This window comes from Actinoplanes sp. SE50/110 (genome assembly GCF_900119315.1).
GTDB lineage: Bacteria > Actinomycetota > Actinomycetes > Mycobacteriales > Micromonosporaceae > Actinoplanes.
The window spans coordinates 6,371,412-6,391,762 of the sequence record NZ_LT827010.1; the positions used below are offsets into that span (position 1 = coordinate 6,371,412).

21 protein-coding genes are annotated in these 20,351 nt (G+C 65.9%); 1 reads left to right on the forward strand and 20 read right to left on the reverse strand.

What is annotated here, in order from left to right:
- Nucleotides 1-53 precede the first annotated feature (53 nt).
- The 19 genes from ACSP50_RS28645 to ACSP50_RS28735 all read right to left on the reverse strand — a co-directional run bounded on the left by ACSP50_RS28645 (nt 54) and on the right by ACSP50_RS28735 (nt 18,526).
- On the reverse strand, nt 54-791 hold the full coding sequence (locus ACSP50_RS28645; RefSeq protein WP_014692802.1) for a lysozyme: 738 nt from the start codon (nt 789-791) through the stop codon (nt 54-56).
- 140 nt (nt 792-931) lie between these two features.
- Nucleotides 932-2,044 (reverse strand): Abi family protein, encoded by a 1,113-nt coding sequence (locus ACSP50_RS28650; RefSeq protein ID WP_014692803.1) that lies wholly within the window; start codon nt 2,042-2,044, stop codon nt 932-934.
- A 531-nt stretch (nt 2,045-2,575) separates the two neighbouring features.
- A complete protein-coding gene (locus ACSP50_RS28655; protein ID WP_014692804.1) occupies nt 2,576-4,873 on the reverse strand; it encodes a M48 family metalloprotease in 2,298 nt (765 codons plus the stop codon).
- Nucleotides 4,870-5,355 (reverse strand): hypothetical protein, encoded by a 486-nt coding sequence (locus ACSP50_RS28660; protein WP_014692805.1) that lies wholly within the window; start codon nt 5,353-5,355, stop codon nt 4,870-4,872. Before ACSP50_RS28660 ends, ACSP50_RS28655 begins: the two co-directional genes overlap by 4 nt.
- Nucleotides 5,356-6,110: 755 nt before the next feature.
- Nucleotides 6,111-6,572: a hypothetical protein gene (locus tag ACSP50_RS28670; RefSeq protein ID WP_099344182.1), complete on the reverse strand. Its 462-nt coding sequence runs from the start codon at nt 6,570-6,572 to the stop codon at nt 6,111-6,113.
- Complete coding sequence (locus ACSP50_RS28675) at nt 6,569-7,012, reverse strand: DUF6301 family protein (RefSeq protein WP_231956738.1); 444 nt, start codon at nt 7,010-7,012, stop codon at nt 6,569-6,571. Before ACSP50_RS28675 ends, ACSP50_RS28670 begins: the two co-directional genes overlap by 4 nt.
- A 72-nt stretch (nt 7,013-7,084) precedes the next feature.
- Complete coding sequence (locus ACSP50_RS28680) at nt 7,085-7,402, reverse strand: hypothetical protein (protein ID WP_014692808.1); 318 nt, start codon at nt 7,400-7,402, stop codon at nt 7,085-7,087.
- 86 nt (nt 7,403-7,488) lie between these two features.
- Nucleotides 7,489-7,881 (reverse strand): hypothetical protein, encoded by a 393-nt coding sequence (locus tag ACSP50_RS28685; RefSeq protein WP_014692809.1) that lies wholly within the window; start codon nt 7,879-7,881, stop codon nt 7,489-7,491.
- Between the two features lie 3 nt (nt 7,882-7,884).
- On the reverse strand, nt 7,885-8,358 hold the full coding sequence (locus ACSP50_RS28690) for a DUF6301 family protein (RefSeq protein WP_014692810.1): 474 nt from the start codon (nt 8,356-8,358) through the stop codon (nt 7,885-7,887).
- A 14-nt stretch (nt 8,359-8,372) separates the two neighbouring features.
- Nucleotides 8,373-8,504 (reverse strand): hypothetical protein, encoded by a 132-nt coding sequence (locus tag ACSP50_RS44685; RefSeq protein WP_014692811.1) that lies wholly within the window; start codon nt 8,502-8,504, stop codon nt 8,373-8,375.
- A 103-nt stretch (nt 8,505-8,607) separates the two neighbouring features.
- On the reverse strand, nt 8,608-9,012 hold the full coding sequence (locus ACSP50_RS28695; RefSeq protein ID WP_043512371.1) for a hypothetical protein: 405 nt from the start codon (nt 9,010-9,012) through the stop codon (nt 8,608-8,610).
- A gap of 53 nt (nt 9,013-9,065) precedes the next feature.
- Nucleotides 9,066-9,551 (reverse strand): DUF6301 family protein, encoded by a 486-nt coding sequence (locus ACSP50_RS28700; RefSeq protein ID WP_014692813.1) that lies wholly within the window; start codon nt 9,549-9,551, stop codon nt 9,066-9,068.
- A 431-nt stretch (nt 9,552-9,982) separates the two neighbouring features.
- Nucleotides 9,983-10,441, reverse strand: coding sequence for a hypothetical protein (locus ACSP50_RS28705; RefSeq protein ID WP_014692814.1), 459 nt, complete (start codon nt 10,439-10,441; stop codon nt 9,983-9,985).
- A 1-nt stretch (nt 10,442) separates the two neighbouring features.
- A complete protein-coding gene (locus ACSP50_RS28710) occupies nt 10,443-10,907 on the reverse strand; it encodes a DUF6301 family protein (protein ID WP_014692815.1) in 465 nt (154 codons plus the stop codon).
- 53 nt (nt 10,908-10,960) lie between these two features.
- Nucleotides 10,961-15,433 carry a hypothetical protein gene (locus ACSP50_RS28715; protein ID WP_014692816.1) on the reverse strand — a complete coding sequence of 1,491 codons (4,473 nt, stop codon included), beginning with the start codon at nt 15,431-15,433 and terminating at the stop codon, nt 10,961-10,963.
- A gap of 22 nt (nt 15,434-15,455) precedes the next feature.
- Complete coding sequence (locus ACSP50_RS28720) at nt 15,456-15,803, reverse strand: hypothetical protein (RefSeq protein ID WP_014692817.1); 348 nt, start codon at nt 15,801-15,803, stop codon at nt 15,456-15,458.
- 72 nt (nt 15,804-15,875) lie between these two features.
- The gene (locus tag ACSP50_RS28725) at nt 15,876-17,051 is read right to left on the reverse strand and encodes an SseB family protein (protein ID WP_014692818.1); all 1,176 of its coding nucleotides are present in this window, start codon (nt 17,049-17,051) and stop codon (nt 15,876-15,878) included.
- 10 nt (nt 17,052-17,061) lie between these two features.
- Entirely contained in the window at nt 17,062-18,081 is a 1,020-nt protein-coding gene (locus ACSP50_RS28730; protein ID WP_155123749.1) for an SMI1/KNR4 family protein, read from the reverse strand.
- A gap of 31 nt (nt 18,082-18,112) precedes the next feature.
- Nucleotides 18,113-18,526, reverse strand: a complete 414-nt coding sequence (locus tag ACSP50_RS28735) for a YbaB/EbfC family nucleoid-associated protein (RefSeq protein WP_014692820.1) — start codon at nt 18,524-18,526, stop codon at nt 18,113-18,115.
- Nucleotides 18,527-18,782: 256 nt separating this feature from the next.
- On the opposite strand from ACSP50_RS28735, the gene ACSP50_RS28740 reads away from it, so the two are divergent.
- The gene (locus ACSP50_RS28740; RefSeq protein ID WP_014692821.1) at nt 18,783-19,388 is read left to right on the forward strand and encodes a hypothetical protein; all 606 of its coding nucleotides are present in this window, start codon (nt 18,783-18,785) and stop codon (nt 19,386-19,388) included.
- 54 nt (nt 19,389-19,442) lie between these two features.
- Here ACSP50_RS28740 and ACSP50_RS28745 read toward each other — a convergent pair whose 3' ends face one another.
- Nucleotides 19,443-20,351 (reverse strand): RNA polymerase subunit sigma-70, encoded by a 909-nt coding sequence (locus ACSP50_RS28745; protein WP_231956739.1) that lies wholly within the window; start codon nt 20,349-20,351, stop codon nt 19,443-19,445.

Consider the following 20,351-nt stretch of genomic DNA (forward strand, 5'->3'; position numbering starts at 1 on the left):
ATCATCGATCACCTGCTGTCCAACGCCATTGAATACAACCCCAAGTCGTCTGCTCAGCAGGAGCCGTTGCAGGCGAGGGCCCTGAGCCGGTCGAGGCTGCCGTTCCATTGGTTCGAGTCGCCGGCGAACGGGCCGCTGTCCGAGTACTGCCAGAACGACCACGTCGATGCGCCGGCCGGCAGCGTTCCCGGTGTGCTCGCGTAATGGGCGAGCCAGAGCGGCGAGTTCGCCCAGAACCCGTTGTAGTTGCCGGTGCAGGTGCTCCACCAGTCGGTGGTGGTGTAGATGACGGCCCAGCGGCCGGTCCGATCGTGGTAGCGGTTCAGGAACTTCGTGATCCAGGTGCGCATGCTGGCTTGGGACAGGCCGTAACAGGTGGCGCCGTATGGGTTGTATTCGATGTCCAGCGCTCCGGGCAGGGTCCGGCCGTCTTTTGACCAGCCGCCGCCGTGTGCGATGAAGTAATCGGCCTGGCTGATGCCGCTGGAGGCGTTCGGGATGGCGAAGTGGTAGGCGCCGCGGATCATGCCTTGGTTGTAGGCGCCGTTGTACTGGCTGGCGAAGTAGGAAGCGGCGTAGTAGTTGCCTTCGCTGGCCTTGATGTAGGCAAAGCGCGAGCCGGCGTTCCACTGTGCGGCCCAGTTGACGTTGCCTTGATAGTCGGAGACATCCTGGCCGTACGCGGTAGCTGCGGCTGCCTGCACGGAGACGGCAGCCGGAAGGCTGGCCAGCAGGGAAACGGCAGCGGTGGTTATGGTGAGCAACCACAGCCGAGGGGACCGTCGAGGCATGTCTGACTCTTCTTTCACGAGAGGTAGACAGATTTAGCCACATGGATCGACTGGGTGCAAGATCGAGCTAGGCGAGCGCGTTACCGGAGTTTGGTCAAGCCGGCCGGCACAGCAACTCAGAATGTTCTCCTGCTGGAGTACTAGGTGAGGTCGCTGGTGGTGCGGGCGCTGATCAGCTTTTGCCGGACTGCGTAGCGCTGGCCTTGGGTGTAGGCCTGCCCACGGCCGGGCGGGGCAGTGTGGGGGATGGTCGATCGGCGGGTGTGGTGGCCTGTGTCGCCGGGGGCGGAGAGCAGGAAGACTTGGTATCGGCCGCCGGTCCAGCCGTCGGCGATGCTTTGGTCGATGATGTCGGCGAGGCGCTGGTCTTTGGGGTCGCCGGTGGCGCGCCGTCGGCGGCTCTCGGCGGTGGTCCAGTCGACGTTGTCGATGCGCTCGCGGATGACGGGGATTTCTGGCTGGATGGCTCGGGCCGTATAGAAGGCGAGGTGTTCGACAGGTTGGAAGGCACGGCCGGGCTGGCAGACGTAGGCGTGGACTTTCTGGTAGAGCGGCCAAGCGTCGGCGCCGGCGACGACCACGGTGTCGTTGCGGGCGAACGGTCGTTGGGCGTGCACCGCGGTGGCCTTTTCGGTGGAGCGCAGCCAGTGGGCGGCGTCTTCGTCGATCCAATCGAGCAGGGTGATCATTTGGTTGATCTGGAACGGCACGTCGACGGCGAGCAGGGAATCGTGGTGGGCGAGCCGGTTGCGGAAGGTGCGCAGCTTGAACACGATGGGTGCGACGTCGGAGCGGTTGCCGGAGGAGCGCGGGAAGGCGTGGCGGATCGTTGAGCGCCAGAGGTCTTCGTGGCGGGTCTGCAGCAGGTTGGCCCAGAATCCGAAGGTCAGGCCGGCGACGATCTGGGCGCGGGTGTCTTTGCGCTTGTCTACCTTGCGGAGTCGTTCTCGGACTTGCGCTACCGCGTAGTCGATCTCTTGCTGGCTTTTGTTGTCGCTGCCTAGCGGGGTCAGGAACCAGGGAATCTTGGCGGCATCTTCATTGCGGCGTTTCTGCAGCTGCAGGTCGATGGCGTTCCGCAGGATGACCTCGACGTAGTGGATGGCCTGGAACGCGGCGGAGTTGAGCTCTGCGGCCCATTCGTAGAGTTCGCACGCTTTGTCGCGGTCGTGGCCGGCGTGGCGCAGGTATGGCTCGAACCGGTCCGGGGAGATCCACTGCGGGATTGCTGCGGCATGTTGATGGCCCACCACCTGAACAACGGTAGTAGGCTTGGCGGCTTGTGTGGGTGCGAGGGCGGGGAAAGAACCCGATCGAGTCAGCTTGCTCGATCTTTTGGGCAAAAAAGGAGCCCCAGCGGCATGCACATGGCAGAGGCGAGACTGGGGCGTACGTGATAACAGTACCTAGTCACATGTCGCCCGTCAAGCCGAGCGCGGGGGTGCCGCTGGGGTGATGCTGGCGGCATCGTGAAGATGCCGGGCCCCGCGCAGCAGCAAGAGCACGGGGCCCGTGTAGGGCAGTTTAGGCTGAGGGGCTGCTCCTAGGCGGGCGGAGTATGTGCGCGATCTTCATGATGGCGGCAGCGCTCCGCGGCGCCGATACTCAGGCATCCAGCCGCTATGACCGGCAGCGAGATTGCCTGCCCGTTGCTGGTATGAACTTTCAGTGGCCCACTTCAGCCACTGGTTCAACCGCAACCGCGGAGATTCCTCGCGAGCGATGCTGTCCTACCAGCAGGTTATGCCCGTACGGCGTAGGACATCCGGGCTGACCGCCAAACCTCACCAGTACTGCCGATTGGCGTGGCCGGTCACTGGACCGATGACCCGGCACGACCCACATGCCACGTCCTCGTCTAAAGGGCGGGGTTCGCCGCTTGCGATAGATTTCGCGGCTATCGGTACGAGCACGTCGCGCGCGGTAATCACAGCTGATGCTGCGAGAATGGCGAGTGTGGCCACCACGACAATGGCGGCCAGCCCGATTCTGCGCGAAGTGCGGCGTCCTCTGGGCAGGAACGCCACGATGCTGAGCGCGAATGTCTGACTCAACAGTGCAAGACCGATCGGTTGTCTGCCGATGTCGTACGCGAAGGTCCATGTCAAGGTGCCACCGAGAAGTGTGTTGATCACGACGAGGCCAGCCATCGCAGTAACCGCTGCGACCGGAGCGGAGATCAGCGCAGCTCCGGCACCCCGGCCCGGCCAGAAGCACTCCACTGTGATCGTCGCGGCGGCTGCGACGGCGCCCGCGAGAAAGACGTAGCTGTATAGGCGTTGGGCCGCCTGAGCGTCGTCTGCGGCCGCGCCCGCCAGCGCCCGGAACACGGCGATGACGGCCGCGCCACAGGTCCCAGCCAGCAACCCGGCTATGACGGTGAAGCGGGCGGCCGGGCGGTCGGTAGCGGGCCAGGAGCGCCCTGTGCCGGACTCCAGCAACCATGCCGGGGTCACCGTGTCGCGCCGTGCCAACCATATCGGCCAGGCAGCGGCCAGAGCGAGTACCAGTGTCCCTACGACCATGGTGGGGCGTGCAAAATAGTCTGTCAGCGTGAGGCTCGCCATGCCCCAGCCACCCCACTCAAGACTCTTTTGCACCTTCATCGCCGCCCAGAGCGTTGCCGTGAAGAGTAGGCCCGGCACCAGGACCGCGGTCAGCCAAAAACTGCGGGCGCTGGGTAACCGGCCGGCGGCGTCCGCCCACAGCTCTCCCAAGCCAACTGTGGCCACCGTCGCCCCCACGGCGGACAGCGCTGTCACGGACAGGAGTAGCGGGCTGGGATGTGGGTGGTACCCGCCCGGACCGTACTGTGCGAGCGATGCCGCTTCGCCGAGCAGAAAGCCGACAAGGACGCCGGCGGCCACCGGTCCCCGATGGACAGCAGCACCGGAGACTCGGCTTACCAGGCAAGCACGCCAGGACGCGAGCCCTATCGTCGCGCCGACCAACGGTCCCATTACCGCGGCGGCGACCAGGTCAGTAACGCCGACGCCGGCTGTGCCGGTCAAGAGCGGGACGACGACAAGGTCGATGAGGTAAGGCATCAGACCGGCGAGGAAGGCGGCCGCTGCGGCGTCCACGAAGCTTGCCCGAGCGATGCTGGCCGGGTTGTCGAGCACGGCGATCCGGCGGTGGGCGTACGGGTGGTTGGCGATCAGGTGGCGCAGGTGCCGGCTTCTCATGTCGGGCATCTGGGCCAGCACGGCCGAAAGTTCGGGGACGCTGCTTCCCATACGGGCGGCAAGTAGGTCGGCGTCGTGTTCGCGGGACCGCAGAATTGCTGCACGGGTGAGCGTAACTACCGCACCCAGCAGGACAGCGCGCCAGACGTAGTCGGTTAGTAGCGACAGCTCACCCGTCAATACGGCAAGGAGAGCGGGGACCAGTAGCAGCGGGGCAACGGCGTATCCGATCGACTTGGCAGCCCACGCCACGGTGACGTCCCGGCGGGCCACATGGGCGAGTTCATGTGCCGCCAGGGCAGTGAACTCGGGACACTGGGGTCGGATGAGCGCGGCCACCGGCATAACCACCCGCTGGCTGCCGGGAAGTCCGTAACTGAAAGCGTCCCGCTGCGTCGCGGGGCCGATCATCAGCGTCGGCGGCCGGGTCAGCCCAGCGGCGTGGGACAGCTCGGTGAATCGTTGCCGCGCCGCGGCGAACCTCTCGTCGGCCGGGCGCAGCCGGCGGCGGCGCTCCAGGCGGCGGGGAGAGCGTTTGAAGATTACAAAGGCAGCGACTGCGGCGACGGCCAAGCCGGCGAAGGCGAAGATCGCGCGTCGATGCTCGGCGTCGGCCGTGCATTCGGCCCAAGCCTGCCAGGTGGTTAGGACATCGGCTCCCTCGGCCTCGGCATAGGGCAGCCCGGAGGCGCAAGCAACAACCTCGCGTTGCCACCGGTCGCCGAGCACCATGTTGTGTACGAACACCCCGACGAATAGGCCGGTCGCCAACGTCGCCACCACGAGCAGGATGAAACGTGCGGTGGTGGGCGAAGGGCAGGCGAGCACGTTGGGACGGGGCCCGTTGGGCCGGGTCGGGCTATCGCCGGTCGACGAGGGCGCGTCTGGATCGCTCACGCGGACACCAGGATGGCACCGGCGATCGCGTCGGCCAGCACGACACACTGGGCTTCCGGTAGGTCGAGCTGCCGTGCCCGGTCGTATGCGATCTCCCGTACCCGTCGGGCCTGTTGAGAGTTCAAGGGCGTCGCGCTGGGTGCGTCCATTTCGCCTGCGGAACGGCGCAACAGACGGCGCACCGTCTGGGCGACCAACGGCCTCGCGGCGTTCTGCATCTCACTGGAGGCCGTCTCGATGAGGAAGTGCACCACGGGTGTCGCGATGGCCAGAGCATAAGGAGCAAGTAGTGCCAGATCGACGCCGAAGCCTACTGCTTCATCCCGTCGGCGAGGATTGAGGACCGCGTCCGGGTCGGCGAAGTACTCCTCGGCGATCTCATTGAGGATCGTCAGCTCTTCCGGTGCGGCGGCGGCCAGCGCGGCCGCGGTCAGGGTCGTCACCAAGTCCCGGTTTATGGCGGGCGGCTGCTGGTTCGACATGCTCTCCTCTTTCGTGATGCGTGAGCTTGCAGCGCGCGTGCAGCGGTAGTCGTCACCATACGGCTCATAACAGGGCAGACGTAGCAATTACCTCTTGCGAAATGGCTCTGATTTCCCGCGCGACCTCAACGTGCCTGCTGTGATCTAGGGTCTGCCGATCACGCCCTCCGGGCCATGGTGGTGCCGGATGCGTGCTACTGGTGGCATGGTCCGCGCTGATTCATCGAGGCGTATCCGGCCGCACTCGAGGGGTACACGGCAGCCGTGCTGGCGCCCGGGCCGTTCAGTGGCGGCGGATTACCGAAGGTTGGCACCCCGCCGAGGGTCGAGTCCTAGACTGGGTGCTCGCTGCTGCTGTAGGCGCTATTGCAGCTCACATGGCGGCAACGCGCATGCGCAGCATCAGAAGATGCATGAGCCGCTGCCGGAACGCACGCCGATCCATGACAGTGTGCCGGGACGTTCCAGCCACGAGCCAGCCACGAGCAATAGTCAAGACTTGTGGATAAGAAATCTTGACTATTGCTCGATGTTGCTGTGCCCAAGCCCTACCCCGGGAGTTCCGCGATGACGTCGTGCGGGTGGCCCGTGACCGGGACCCTGGCGTGACGGTGGAGCAGATCGTGAAGGACTTCGGGGTCCATAGCACGGCTGGGTGCGGCTTACGCCTGGGCCGTGTCCATGGCGCCACCTACAGCGAAGACGACTCCCGCCCATGAACCGGCTCCCTTGTCAAGGGGCGGCCGCCGCGAGGCTCAGGAACGCCAGTCGGGCCGGTATGGGATTCCGAGGCGGGGCATTTGCAGGGGGTCGCCTGTTGCACTGACGACGAACGCTTTGTAGACCAGCGAGTCCGGTGAAGGAATCCCGAAGACGTCCCGCAGGGCAGCCACGGACATGTCAGCAACCCGCCGGTACTCCGCCGAAGGCGCCGGCCAGGCGATCTTCACCCCGTGGTTGCAATGCTCCTGCAGCTCCGGGGGCGGTAACCAACCGAGCTTCTCCAACGCGGCCGCCTCATGCTCCGTAAGGTTCGGCCGGTCCCACGGGTCCATGCCGCTGGCTACCTCAGCGACGACATGGTCGTAGTCGAGCATGAACTGCACGAAACACTCCGTACGTTCCTCGTCACCGACGATCAGCGCACCACTGTTGGGCAGAGACGCGATGCTGCGTACCAGGCCGTCCCGGAACGTCTGCCAGTCGAGACCGGTCACGACCACTCACCCACCATCCGTTCGGCGGGGGTCAGTTGCAGGCTGACGCCGTCGTGTTCGGTGATCAGACCGAACCACGTCGTGTCCCGTTGCCACCACAGCTGTGGTTCTTCGCCGGGCCGGGGTCGGTCCGGTTTCCCGAAAGCACTGGTCAGTGCGGAGGCTGCGACGGCGAAGGCGTCCAGCTTGTACTCGTCGGCTGCCATGCCGCCCCCGGCCACTTCCTCGGTCACGCTCACCAGGATGGATGTCACCTTGCCGCTGGCGTCAGTCTTGAAGAAGGCACTTCTGGAACCGAAGCCGTATCCGGTGTCCAGGAACGCGCTCCTGTTCGGCCGTTCCGGGTCGAAACGGGTCACCGTCCAGCCGGCCTTGGCCGCCACCTCCTGGACCGAAGCGGATAGCAGTAGCGGTTCCAACGACAGCAGCGTCTGTGCCACCCGCAACACCGTGGCTTCGTCAACCTCCCGCCACTGAACCATTCCTACCTCCGTCATGCCGCCTGAGCTACCCTACCGACGCATTGACCGTGCCCGGGGAACGTCGGGGTTGCCAGGTTCGAAGACATTGCCCGGGTCGACGCCGTCGAACATGAACCGGTATACCTTGGCGTCCGGGACACCGCTCGCCTCCGCATAACCTTGGCTCACCAGGTAGTACTCGACCTTAATGACACCGATGCGGATATTTTCGGCGATCACCGGGTTGTCCCGGAGAAACGCCTGGAACTTCGCGTCGAGTCGCATGGTCAGTTCCAGGTACAGTGCGCTGCCCTGCTGCAGGCGGCCGCGGCCGCCGGTGCCGACGATGCCACCCTTGGCCTTTACCACGATTAGGACGGCGTTTCCGTGACGTTCCGGCTCGCGCCTCGAATGCCGAGTTCACAGGAATTCGGATCGTCATTGACGCGGCCGCGTCAAACGGTGCGGACGTTAAATTCGTCGCGGCTCAGTTCGGCGGGATGGGTTACCCGAAAGACTTCATCCAGCGTGACGGCCATCATCGTAGCGAGCCGGCGTGCTTCGTCCGAGCGGATAGGGAATGCGGTGTCCTGGTGCCAGTTGTAACTGGCAGGCGGGTCGGGGGCTGCCCAGCCGAGTTCGGTCAACCGTCGCTGCCCCGCCTCGTCCAATCTGACTTCATCGGGCAAGAATTCGTTGGCGACCGCTTCGATGGACAGCCACCGCGGTCCCTGCTTCATCTGCACGTAGTGCGCACCGTAGCTGAGGATCAGCACATCACCTTCAGCCATCTCGAACATGTGCTGCACGAGCTCATCGGTGAGGGTGCCCCAGTCGGTCGTCTCCACCGGTTAGTCCTCCTCGACAGACCGTACGAGGTCGGCGAAGGCGTTATGGGTCCAGGTCAGGTAGACGCCGCTGTCGACCTTTCGGATTTCGACGGTGGCGATCGGACCTCGCCAGCTGGCCGAAGGCGATACACCCGGGCGGCGATCCGTCGGTGCGCCGAGGATGCCGGTGGCCTGCGAGACACAGCCGGCGAACGCATCCTGCCGCAGGGCAGTTTCCTGCGCGGGAAGCAGATCGGTCAGCGACACCATCAGGGTGTCCACTTTCCCGTCGACGAATCCCAGCACCACGGTGCTGGGCTCAACTCCCAGATGGGTCTCTGCTTCCAACCCTTTGCCAGGAAGTTCCTCGATGACATCCCAGCCTAGCTGCGCAAGCAGGCCGGGCGTGGCCGTGGCCGACCAGTCCCAGTCGGTCTCGCGGATGACAACCAGCATGTCTTTCAGCGCCTGGCCGTCGATCACCCGGTAGGTCACGGAAAAGCCTCCTGTCACTGCGATCCGGCCATCTGAATGGTCGCCCGGTCCAACACGGTTTCATCAGTCAGGTAGCCGGTAACCTCGATACCGCCGGTTTCCGAGGCTTGCACCACCAGATAGCTGATCTTGCCCGGACGGATCACCGTGGACCACCCTTCACAGGGAGGCAGCAGCTCACCGGAGCCGGCCCCGCGGCCTTACTCGCCCTCAGCGTGCAACTATTGCCCGCCGCCGAACCGGACCGACTCACCGTGTCGCTGGCGGTTGGTCTTTGCGGGCGGGGATGCCGAGCTTCGGCATCGGCACGCCGGCGCCGCCCGCGACCTTGAAGGCCTTGTACCGAAGGTTGGCGGGCGACGGGATCTCGAAGACGTCGCGGAGGGCGGCCACCGACATGTCGGCCACCCGGCGGCACTCGGCTGAACGGGTCGGCCAGGTCAGCTTCACTCCATGGTTGACCACCGGATTGTCCGGGGGCAGCCAGCCGATCTGTTCCACTGTCGCCGTCTCCTCCTCGGTGAGGAACGGGCGGTCCCACCGATCCAGGCCGCTGGCCACCTCGGCGGTGACGGTGTTCCGGTCGAGCAGGAACTGGACGTAGCACACCGTCCGTTCCGCGTCGCTGACGATCAACGCGGCACCGTTGGGCAAGGTCGCGATGCTACGTGCCAAAGCATCGCGAAACGCCGGCCAATCCACGTCGGTCACTCCCACTCACCGCCCATCAGCTCGTTCGGCGACAACTGCAGGCTGACCGCGTCGATCTCGGTGAGCAGCCCGAACATCGTGGCCGGGCGCTGCCACCACAGCTGCGGTTCCTCGCCGTACACGGTTGGCGTGGGACGCCCGAACTCGCCCGTCAGGGCTGCGGTCGCATCGGCGAATACGTCCTGCAGGAACGCATCGACGTCAGGGCCTTCCTCGGCCACCGATTCAGTAAGGCTGAGCAAAATGTGCTGCACCCGGCTCTGCTCGTCGAGGCGCACGAAGCCGCTTTCCGGGCCTAGCCCCCGGCCGTCATCGATGAACGCGCCCAGGGTCGGATAGTCGGGATTGAAATTCGACACCGTCCAGCCGAACCTGGCCGCCATGTCCGTGAGGGAGGTCGTCATCAGCCACGGCTCGGCAGACAACAACCTCTGCGCCGTCTGCAGTATCCCGGCTTCGTCGAGTGCCTGCCAGTCAGCCACTGTCCCGTACCTCCGTTGTCGTCGTCGGTTTGCACCTTAGCGCCTGATCAGGACGTCGCTGGTGGGTCGATACCGCGAGGGCAGAAGGCGTTTTAGCGGTAATCCGGATTGCCATAGATGAACTGGGTATACCTTGGCGTGCGGCACTTTCCTGTTCGTATTTGCATAACCGTGACTGACCAGTAGATAGTGAAGCGTGATCGTCCCGTTAAGGATCTGCTTGACGATGTCCGCAGTAGCGTACGCAAAATCTGCCAATTGCGGCAGCTTGCCTTCCTCAGGACGCCTGTTGCCAGGTCCACAGATCAGGGCGCGAAAGAGTTTCCCACGAGAAATGGGCACGTTCCAGCCAATCGAGATGATGAACGCTTTGTAGGCGAGCGACACCGGCGACCGGATCCCAAAACTTCCTGCAACACGGCCACGACATGTCAGCGACCCGATTTCCCTTCCTGCAGCGGGATCCCCAGACTGTGCATCAATAGTGGCCTGTTACCCGGAGAGATGAACGATTGGTAGCAAAGGCTAGCGGGTGAGGGCACCAGAAAAACGTCGCGCAACGTGACCACCGATATATCGGCCACCCGGCGATACTCCGCTGACGGTGCCGGCCAAGCGATGTTGAGGCCATGGTTAAGAGTGTGGTCGTGTACCGGTGACAACCAGCCGATGCGTTCGATCGCCGCGAACTCTTCCGGCGTCAGGTTCGGTTGATGTGTCAGATCCCAGCCGCTTGCTACTTCAGCGCGGATGTGGTCGTAGTTGAACAGGAATTGCACGAAGCACACGGTGCGTTGTTGATCGCGGACGATCAACGCACCACCGTCGGGCAAGACCGCCAAGCTGCGCGCCAGTCCGTTGCGAAACGCCTCCCAGTCCTCGCCCGCCATGTCAGATTTCCTGGAGCAGCTCGGTGGGGGTGATCTGCAGGGCGACGGTGTCCTGGGTGGTAATCAGACGGAGCGTGACCTCGCCCTGATCCCACCACAGCTCGGGTTCCTTGCCGGGCTGCAGATCGGTCGGCTTGCCATAAACACCGGTCATGACGCTGGCGGCCGCAGCAAAAGTGTCCTGTTTGAAGGCGTCGATCTCAGGGCTGCTGCCCGGGATACGTTCACAGATATTGAGGATCACCTCCTCAAGACGTCCCTGCCGGTCGATGGCGAAATACGCGCTGTAAGGCCCGAGGCCGTATCCCGAGTCGAGAAGCCCCGATCGGCGGGTGAAATCGGTGACTGTCCAGCCGAGCGCGGCCGCAGCCTCCTGCGCAGGAGTTGCCAGTAGCCTGGAGGCAGACAGAAGTTCCTGTGCCGCTCGGAGCACCTGCTCCTCATCGAGGGCTTGCCATGCTGCCATCCTGGCACCTCCGTTCACCACTGTCTGGTTCGCCATCGACCACCCTACCGGCTTCATTCGGGCAGTTCTGGCCCGATGTTGCGCGGGTCGAACACGTTAAGGTCGTCGCCGAAGTCCTGGTCGACGTCTCGGTAGTGGAACCGGAATTGCGATACCTTGGCGGGTGGCACGACAGTGCCGCGGCTGGGCATGTGCGGCTGACTGACCAGGTAATACTCGACGCGGATCGCACCGGAACGAAGTCCCGCCGCGATGTCCGAATGGGCGCGGAGGAACAGCTGGAATTTCTTGTCCAGCTGCATGACGCGTTCCAGGTAGGGTCCGCTGCCTTGCTGGAGGCGTTCCCGGCCGTCGAGGCCGGCACTGCCACCTTTGGCTTCGACGACAACGAGTCTGGTGGCGTTGCCGTGTTCGTCGCGGGCCACACCCCAGACGTCGAGTTCCCCTGATTTCGGATCGTCGTGGACCTCGCCGTGGATGTCGCCCTCCGGCACCCCCAGCGACTTGGCATACTCGCGGCCGGCGATCATACCGACGCGGTTGGAGGCCATCCCGCGGTCGCGATGCAGGTCGGCGTAGTCGTCCACCGCATCCTGCAGCGCCTCGATACGGGAGCGCAACTCGGGATGCTCGATGGCCAGCGGAGCCAGGCTCGATCTGGTCTTGGCAAATGATCTACGTCCGAGATCGTCGGCGGTGACGTGTCGCAGGCTGCCGGCCGGCTGCCCGGTCTGCGCTTCAATGCGGTCCAGGACGGCATTCAGATCGTCCATCTTCGCCGCACGATCGCGAGCCGCACGGTCGAGTGGATCTGCTAGATCGTGGTACTGCTTGCTGTCACCGGCGATCTGCCCGGTGTGCTCAGCGGCCGGATCATGTCGAAGTTCCGGCAACTTGTCCTTCTCCGCGGTGACGTCCCAGCCCTTCGCTTTACGGAACGGGTCGTCGAGGAACTCGGGTCGGCCGTGCCCGTACTTCTGCAGTGTGCCGTCGGTAGTGCGGAAGGTATCCGCGGCGTCCCCCACGACGTGGTATCGCAGCGACTGGCCCGTCTGCTGGTGGGCCTCCACCAGGATGGTCTTGGACTCGTCCATCCATGGCGGACGAGGAACGTCGGTAGGCGGAAGCTTCAGATCAGCTTCGGTGAAAGTCCGCACACTGGGTGCGGGCGGCAAATCGCGTGCCGGACCGTTAAGCAGGTCGTTGAACCGGGCTGCGGCACCATCGCTGAAATGGTGCGCCGACGGATCGCCGAGAAGATCGGTGACAGCCTGGCGGCTCGCAACAGCGCGCGACTCGTCTCCACGCAGTCCGAGGTGGTCGAGGAGCTCACCCAGCCGGTCGCGCGCTCCTGCTTCTCCCGTCAGCGAGCGTTCGTGCCAGTCGAGCATCTCGGCGATCCGGCCGTGGTCATCCGGGCTCAGTTCCCGCGCGCCGGTGTCCTTGGGGCTGAGCATGTTCTTCTTGGGTGGAAACCGTTCGCCGGCCGCTCGCAAGCGCTCTTTCTGCAGGATCTCGGCGAGTTCGTGGCTGGTCACGGTGGAGATGTGTTCGGGTTTGGTCCCCGAGTTCGCCCGGACCCGCCACATGCCGCCGCGTCTGTCGCGCTCGGAGGTGCCGACGTGCTTGCGGTCCATCGATTCGGCGCCGAAGTCGACCTTGATGTCACGGCCGTCGCCGGTCCGGAGCACGTCAGGGCCGCCGTCTTCGGGCCGGTGGAAGTCGACGTTCTTGAACAGCCGGTCGAGGACTTCCGGCACCGCTTCACGGATCTCCCGGCCCACCGACACGGTGTCCGCCGGCCGGCCGAAGCCGTGATACTCGCCGCCGATGACATGCTCGGAGTGGATCGGATCCAGCTCCGGAAGCCGGCGCGGCCAATCCGGCAGCGCGTCACGCAGTTTGTCGATGTGCAGCAGCCGGCCAGTCAGGCTGGGCGGACGGGAAGTGCGCAGCTCGCCGAGCCGGGCGGCGATGTCGTCGGGCGAGGCAGAGCGCCGGACCGGCTGGCCGTCCTTGAACGCCGGATCGGTGAAATGCTGTTCCACCATCTGCTTGAACCGCTGCCCGGTGCCGTCCAACCGGTCGGCCGGGGTGTCCAGGACCCGCTGCACTGTCTCCGGCCGTAGCCGCGCGGTGCCGTCCTGCTCCGGCTTGAACCGGCGGAACAGCGCACGGTCCATCGCCGCCTGGTCAGCGGCCCGGTTCTCCGACCAGCGTTGGATCCGCCGCGCGTAGTCGCGCCAACGCCGCCCGTCCGGATCCGACGCCCGCCGACGGGGATCATCGTGGCCGTCGTCTCGCTGCGACGGCCGGTCTCCCTGGTCACGGGATTCATCGCCGGTCGCGGTACGGCTGTTGCCGTTGTCGCGCGCCGGTCGTTCCGGGCCGCTGCCGTCCGGTTTCGTGCCGGCTGTGTCGCCGCGCGGATCCCGGCCCGGCGCCGATGAGGCCGGTTCGCCGGGTGGCCGGTCCGGACCGGCGATTCGCGGCGTCGGGCCTTCCGTGCGGGGGCTCGTGGTTTCGCCGGGTGCGAGATCGGCAGGTCGGGGGGTAGACAGGTCGGACCGGCCGATCTCCGCGGTCCGGGCCGCGATCGGTTCCGGTGCAACCGGCCGTGCCGGCTCGCCACCGGAAAATGCGGTCTCTGGGACTGCGGATCGGACTGCGGCTGGTTCGGGAATGCGGGGGCCGCCGATCTCGGCGTGCCGCCCATACGCCGGCACCCCGGCTTCAGCTGGCCTGCCACCATCGGCGCCCTCGAATCGCGCTCCATGGAGGGCCGGCGCACCGCGTCCGGCCCCCGCCGTGCCTTCACGGCTGTCGCCGTGCACTTCCCGAGCGTGACTGTTGTCAGCGCCGGCCAGCCGCTGCGCCTCCCGGCCTGGGTCAGCTACGCCGTCAGAACCATCCGCTGCGCGCTCCGGCACGGCCCGATCCGAACCTGCAGACATGTCGCCGCGGCCGGTGTCGCTGTCGTTGGCCGCCTCGGGGAACCGGTCCGGGTGGCCGGTCTCCTGGCGGCCTCCCCCATCGGGTTCGACCACGCGCTGGTCGCCGCGATCCGCCGTGCCGCTCTGGCCGGCAGAAGTCTGCTCTGGCTTGCCACTCGCCTGCGGAGACTCGTCCCGCGCCGTGTCACCGAAGCCGGACCGCTGCTCACCGGTGCCTGGTTCGGCCCGCTGCGGACCGCCGCCTGGCTCCGCCTGCTGCACGCCCCCGGTCGACTCGCTGCGCTGGCCCGGCTCGGTGCTCGCACGATCGCCTGATTCGCCGCGCGCCTGCTGGTCGGCGCCCGAACTGCCAGTAGAGTGCTCTGATCCGCCACTGGTCGACGTCTGCTCGCTGCCGCCGGTGCCGTGATCGGCTGCGGGCCGCGGGCCAGCTTCGAACCCGGGCTCGCCAGCAGCCCGTGTCCCAGCTTGCGACCCGATGTCGCCGGCCGACCCCACGCCCGCCTCGGCACCCGGCGTGCCCAGTTCTCCCAGAGCGTTGTTCTCGCCGAGGCGTAGCCGCAGGTCGGCGCCGGCGTCACGGATTCCTCCGCGCATCCCTTTGGCCCCGAGCACCCCGCCGAACAGGGCCGCGGTCGCTACCCCGTCGAGGGGGTTGAAGCTGTCCCGGTCGACGTACAGGCCGTGTTCCTTGGCCCAGTCGGTGCCACCGAGCGCGTCGAACAGGTCGTCGCGGTACAGGCGCAGGTAGTTGTCGCCGAGCTGGCCGAGGGCCATCGCGCCGGCCTCGGTGAGCGGGTTGTGGCCGCCCATCGCGAGGGGGCCGCCGAGGAACCCGGCGAAGAACGAGTCGGTGACCTCACCGGCGAACTCGTACCCGTCGAAATGCGACAGCGGGTCATGGCCCTCAGCCTGCTGGATGCCCATGATCCCGAGCTTGGTGCCGGCAGTGAACGCCGCGAACTGCAGCCCACGCCAGGCACCGGCTTTCAAAGCGGCGGTCAGGGCGCCCTTGAAGCCCTGCTTGATGAGTTTGTCGACGAGTTCCTTGAGCGCGGTTTTGATCGCTTGGCGGCAGGTGGCGATCGCGAGGCCCTCACCGATGGCCGACAATCCCACCGTCTCGATGATCGTCATGATCACCTCGAAGGTGGCCATCGCCAGCATGGCCAGGTTGACGACGTCCATCATCTTCGCGGCCTCGACGCTGAGCGCCGCACCGGACACCATCTGCTGCATCTGCCCGAACGCATCGGCGTCCGCGTTCACCTGCTCCAGATACTTCTGCAGCCGCTCGTGCGTCTTGGTGGCCGCGCCGTCGCCCAGCCAGGTGCGGGTCAGGTCACCCAGCAGCGCCTGCACCTCGTGCGAGTGCTGGCGGTGCAGGTCCGCGGCCCGGCCGTAGGCGTCGGCCAGGTCGTACAACTCAAGCTCCCGGCCCTCGGGAATGTCGACCAGCATCTCCAGGACCGGGCCCAGGATCGGCACCCACTGCTCACACTCGCGGAAGAAATCCAGGAACTCGTCCAGGACCGTGTCGATGACCGACCCGACGCCGTTACTGCCCGCCATCAGAACCCGCCGATCGGCCGGATCACACCGCGCCCGCGATGTCGGCGCCGCCGGTCAGATCCGCCGACTCGACGGTCTGCATCGCGGTCACCACCGTGCCACCCAACTCATCGAGCAGGTCACCCGCGGCGTGCAGCCGATCCTGCATGGCCAGCGCGAGCGAGCCGGCGCCTTCCACCGGCTTGTGGTACTGCTCAGCGAACGCCTTACCCGCCTGATCATTGCCCCACGGCTGACCCTGGTCGAGGCCTTGGATGTCACCGAGGATCTGCCGCGCCTGCTCCTTGAAATCCTGCGCTTGCGCCCGCAACCGGGCACCGATCTGCGCGACCGCTTCCGTGCCCTCCGGCAACTCCAGATACGAACTCATCGACGCAAACCCTCCCCGCCCGGATCGAAGCTCATTGTGCCTGACTCATGCCAAGAGTACGGAGGATAGCTGTCACCGCGCTTCACCACGCAACACACTCATGATCGACGGCCGCCACCACGACAGCTCGGCATCGTAGGTGGCAACCACGATCTCCTGCCCGGCTACCAGCCGGACCAGCTGCGCGCCGTACGGCAGCTCCAGCTCCACCACCGGGCGCGTTGCCGCACCGAGAGTCTCGTCCTCGTGCCAGCGCACCAGATACCCGTCAAGGATCCCGACCGCACCAGCCGGCCCGACCGAAGCACTGATCCGCCCGCCACCGGCGGCCAACCAGCCCAACGCCACGCTAGGGTCGACCAGCGCCTGCACCCGGCGCATCCGCGGCCCGGCCACTACCGGCTGCTCAGCGAGCGGCTCGTTCTCAGAACCGCTCTGCGAGGCTGAGGTCCGACGGAGCACCAGTTCCTGCGCCCAGCGCCACAGATCCGGCACTTGGGCCCCGGTGAACTCGGCGATCATCGGCGAGCCCGGGTTGACCACCATCCGGTACGCGGCGCCGGGCCAGGCACGCACCACCGACAGCAGCGGCACCTCGACAACCGCGGGCCTGTCCGCCGAATCGGGCCACACATCCCGTAACCGCTGCCGCGAGGTGAACAGCGGCACCGTGGCCACACCCGCGGCGCGCTGCACCAGCCACGGAAAGCCCGGCTTCCCGAGATCATCCGCACCGGCCGGACCGGCCAGCGGCAGCAACACGTCCGCGGTGACCAGCAGATCGAGATAGACCTCGGCATCACCGGCGCGCTGCGCGGCACGCATCGCCCGCTCCCGCTCACCACCCGGCGCGAACGGAGGCTCCGCGGCCACCTCCTCGCCCAGCAGACGCACCTGCTCCGCGTCCAGGTAGGCGCCGATCGGGGTGTTCGGGCTGACGGCGAGTCCCCACGCCGGGTTCGGCCACGACCCGGCCAGCTCGGCGAACGTCGTGCGCCGCCAGCCGACGCCCACCGCCGGAATCGCCTCCTGCAAGGCTTCCACCGAGGTGTAGACCAGCAGAAACGTCCGGCCACCCCGCTCACGGGTCAGCAGCCGCTGCCCGCTCGCACCGTCATCGGCGAAGCCCGGCAAAAACAGGTCAGCATGGAGCAGTACGTCGGCGAACCTGTCCGCGTCGTCATCCGCCCATGCTCGCGCCAGCCGCCGCTCAGCACTGTTCGCCGCTGCCCACGCTGCCCCGCCCACACCCCGCAACCTACAACATCAGATCATCGACAGATATCGAACGCTGCTGCGGGACGGCCTGCCACTCGGCACGCATCCGTTCAGGAAGCGCCGCACCGGCAAGCTCCGGCCGCACCTCACGGACCAGCCCGCCGGCCACCAGATCCTCGACCACCTCCAGCAGCACCGCAGCCGGCCGCCGCAACCCCGCCCAGAACTCGTCGAAGTCCCCGGCGCAGCGCCGCAACAACCGCCCGCAGATCTCCGCTGGCCCCAGACTGTCGTCATCACGCGGATCGTCGTCGTCGAAGAACCACACACTGCCCGCATCCGGACCAGCCACCCGTATCGCGAGGATCCCGCCCTGCACAAACCCGACCGGCAGGAATTCGCCCGTGAACCGGTCCCCCAGCCACCGCGGCGCATACCCCAGATCCTGCAGCATGTCGTCGCGGCCCAAACCGAACAGCGGCTGATCGACCACCATCCCCGCGACCGCCGACACTGCCGGCTCGGCCGGGCCCACACCATTACCCGCCGCCAGAAAACGCCGATACGCCGGCGGCAGGCCGTACCCGAGCAACGCCTCCACCTCAGCAATGATCGGCTCGGAAACCACTTCGCCGTTACCACGCTCGACCGGCGCCACGCCGGTCCGTACTCCGGAGCCCGGCCGGCCCACCGGCAGCGTACGGCTGCCGCCGCCATGCCGGAACGCGCCGTGCAACTCGACCGGCACCAACGCCACCCGCCGTGCCCGCTCACCACTCACCGGCAGCCGCGCCCAGCACCAGCCCGGCGGCGTCGCCGTCGCGTGAGGCAAACCCACCCGCAGGTCCGGCCACAGCGGATCAGCACCCAGCATCACCCGATTCGCCGCGAGCACATCGAAAACCCGGTGCTCATCACCGGTCAACTCGGCGATCGGCGCCGGCAACTCGACCACCGTACGCGCATACAACACCCAATCCGGAAACCCGGCGGCATCGATCAGCACACCCTGCCGATACCGCACCCGCAGACCTGCCGACCCGGGATGGATCACCGTCATCGCCTGCCACGCACCCGGCATCACCGGCCGCTCACGACCATTCACCGGCATCCAGCACCCGACTCAGATCACCGTCATGGGCCCGCATCAAGTCCCGCACCCCCAGCGGACGCTGTGCACCCGATGCCAGCAGACCGCCGATCTTCGGCAGCCGCGCATCCACCAACTCCCGCGTCTGCTCCACCGCCTGCTCCACCGCGGCCCGCGCCGTCGCCAGAATCGTCGCCGCCAACGCACCCGCATTCGGCCGCCGATACACCCGCGGATCAATCCGCAAATCCACCAACTGGCCCCGCGGACCCACCACCACCGTCACCAGCCCATCCGGCGACGTCGCAGACCCGGTGACGCTCAACACCCGCCGCTGCGTCTCCGCCGCATCCCCTAACGAACGCCGCAACTCCTGAGCCAAGCTCATCAGGGCTGACGGATCAACCTCGCTCATGCCACCACCCAGGAACGCTAGTACGACCTTGCGTACATCAGAGTAGGGAACGGCACAACGCTACCGCCCGCCTGCGACGGAAACATTCCAGTCACCCGAGCGACGAGACGTTCGCCTTAACACGTCTCCGCTGGGGTGCCCCGCCTCGAGATCGATGACAAGCAACACAAGAGACAGATCACTGTGGCCCTTGTGGCAGTTGACCGACCGTTGTCAGGATCGGAACAACACCGAAACCCACGGGGAGGGTTACTAAGTGTCACATCTGCACTCGAAGCGGCTCGCTGGCGTTGCCGTTGCTGCGACCGCAGGTCTGCTGCTGCTAGCAGCACCGGCCCAGGCGGCACCTTCGGCGGGAGCCGCCAACGCCACGCCGAAACCTCCGGCACCTACCGCTGCTGAGATTGAGGCCAACAATGCCGCCGTGCGGGCGTCGCTGCCGTCGAACGTAACTATGACAGTTATGGGGAAACTGCCGAAGCTTGAGGGCCCGATTGACCACTACACCCAGGACGGTCCCACAACGACAACGGGAGTATCGACTTTCGCGGTCGCCACACTTCCGTTCTCCTTCACGTTCACTCATTTCTGGGACCACGACGGCCGAGAGTTCAGGTCTGCCCATAAGACGGTCTGCATGGACATTGAAGCCGAGTGGGATATTCCTCAAGGTTCGTATCACAAATTCAAAGTCGGCCTTCGCGGCTCGGATGTCACCGTCCCCACCGACGGGGTGGCGCGTTCCTACTGCTGGTCGGGCGTTCCGACGAACACGATCATCAACTTCTACTATTACTCTACGGAAAATGTCAATGGCGACATCGCAAAGGCTTCCGGTAGCGGCCGGGTCCGCTATTCGTGAACGTCACCTGAATAGTTGAGATGCGCGGAGGCAACTCGCCTCCGCGCATCCTTTTTAGCGGCCGCCGCCGGCTGGCGGCGTCATAATGGACAACGTTGTTATATGTGCAATATCAGCTGTAGGGCTGAGTTTCACCGTGGTGGCTCCGGCCACCTTCTCTGCAGACGCTCGTCCAACCGTGACAGCGCCAATCTGGTTGTTCTGTTGGGAAGGGTCCGGCATCACGACGCGATTATCCTGATATATCTCACCGCCTGCCGGCACATTTTCCATCACCAAACCTCCGCCAGTGCCACGCACGGATCCCGGGACGTTGCTGATATCGGTATACACCTGGCCTGCGAAACCGGCACTGGTAACCAGGTCAATAGTGGCTTGGCCGCGCGTCGCGTCTACTGCCCCAACCCGTCCGACCAAACCTGCCGCTACGACAGCGAGCTGCCCCTTCCGAACCGCCTGATCTGTCGAGAACGCCACGATTAACTGCTCGCCACCTCTAGCGACCACCTGGGCAGGCACGGCTCGCGGGTCGCCGGTAACACCATCTTCACCGGGAACTTCGAAAACCTTCGTCGCTTTAGCGAAGGGCCTATCCGGCTTGATGAAGCCAGTAATCGTCACTGTTTGCGCTGTCGCAGTGATCGGAAATCGCTCTACAACAAGGCGGCTAGTGGGCCCGTCCGGATCTTGTGTCATTTCATCGTCGATCGCGGTGCTCGATACACGCACCGCGGTAACCCCCGGCATAGCCACAGCAATAGCGGAGGTTCCCGCGAGGTCAACACTTGCCGCGCCCGGAGCGCCAGTCAACCGGGGGCTCACCAGACTGATGACCTGCGTCTTCACCGGGTCTGGCGCCGGTCGGTCGACCCGCATCCGCAGGGCGTCCGCCGCACCGGAATCACCGGTGAAGAAGGCCAACCGTGCGGCTCCCTGCTTGTCGTATCCCTCCAGGACGACCAC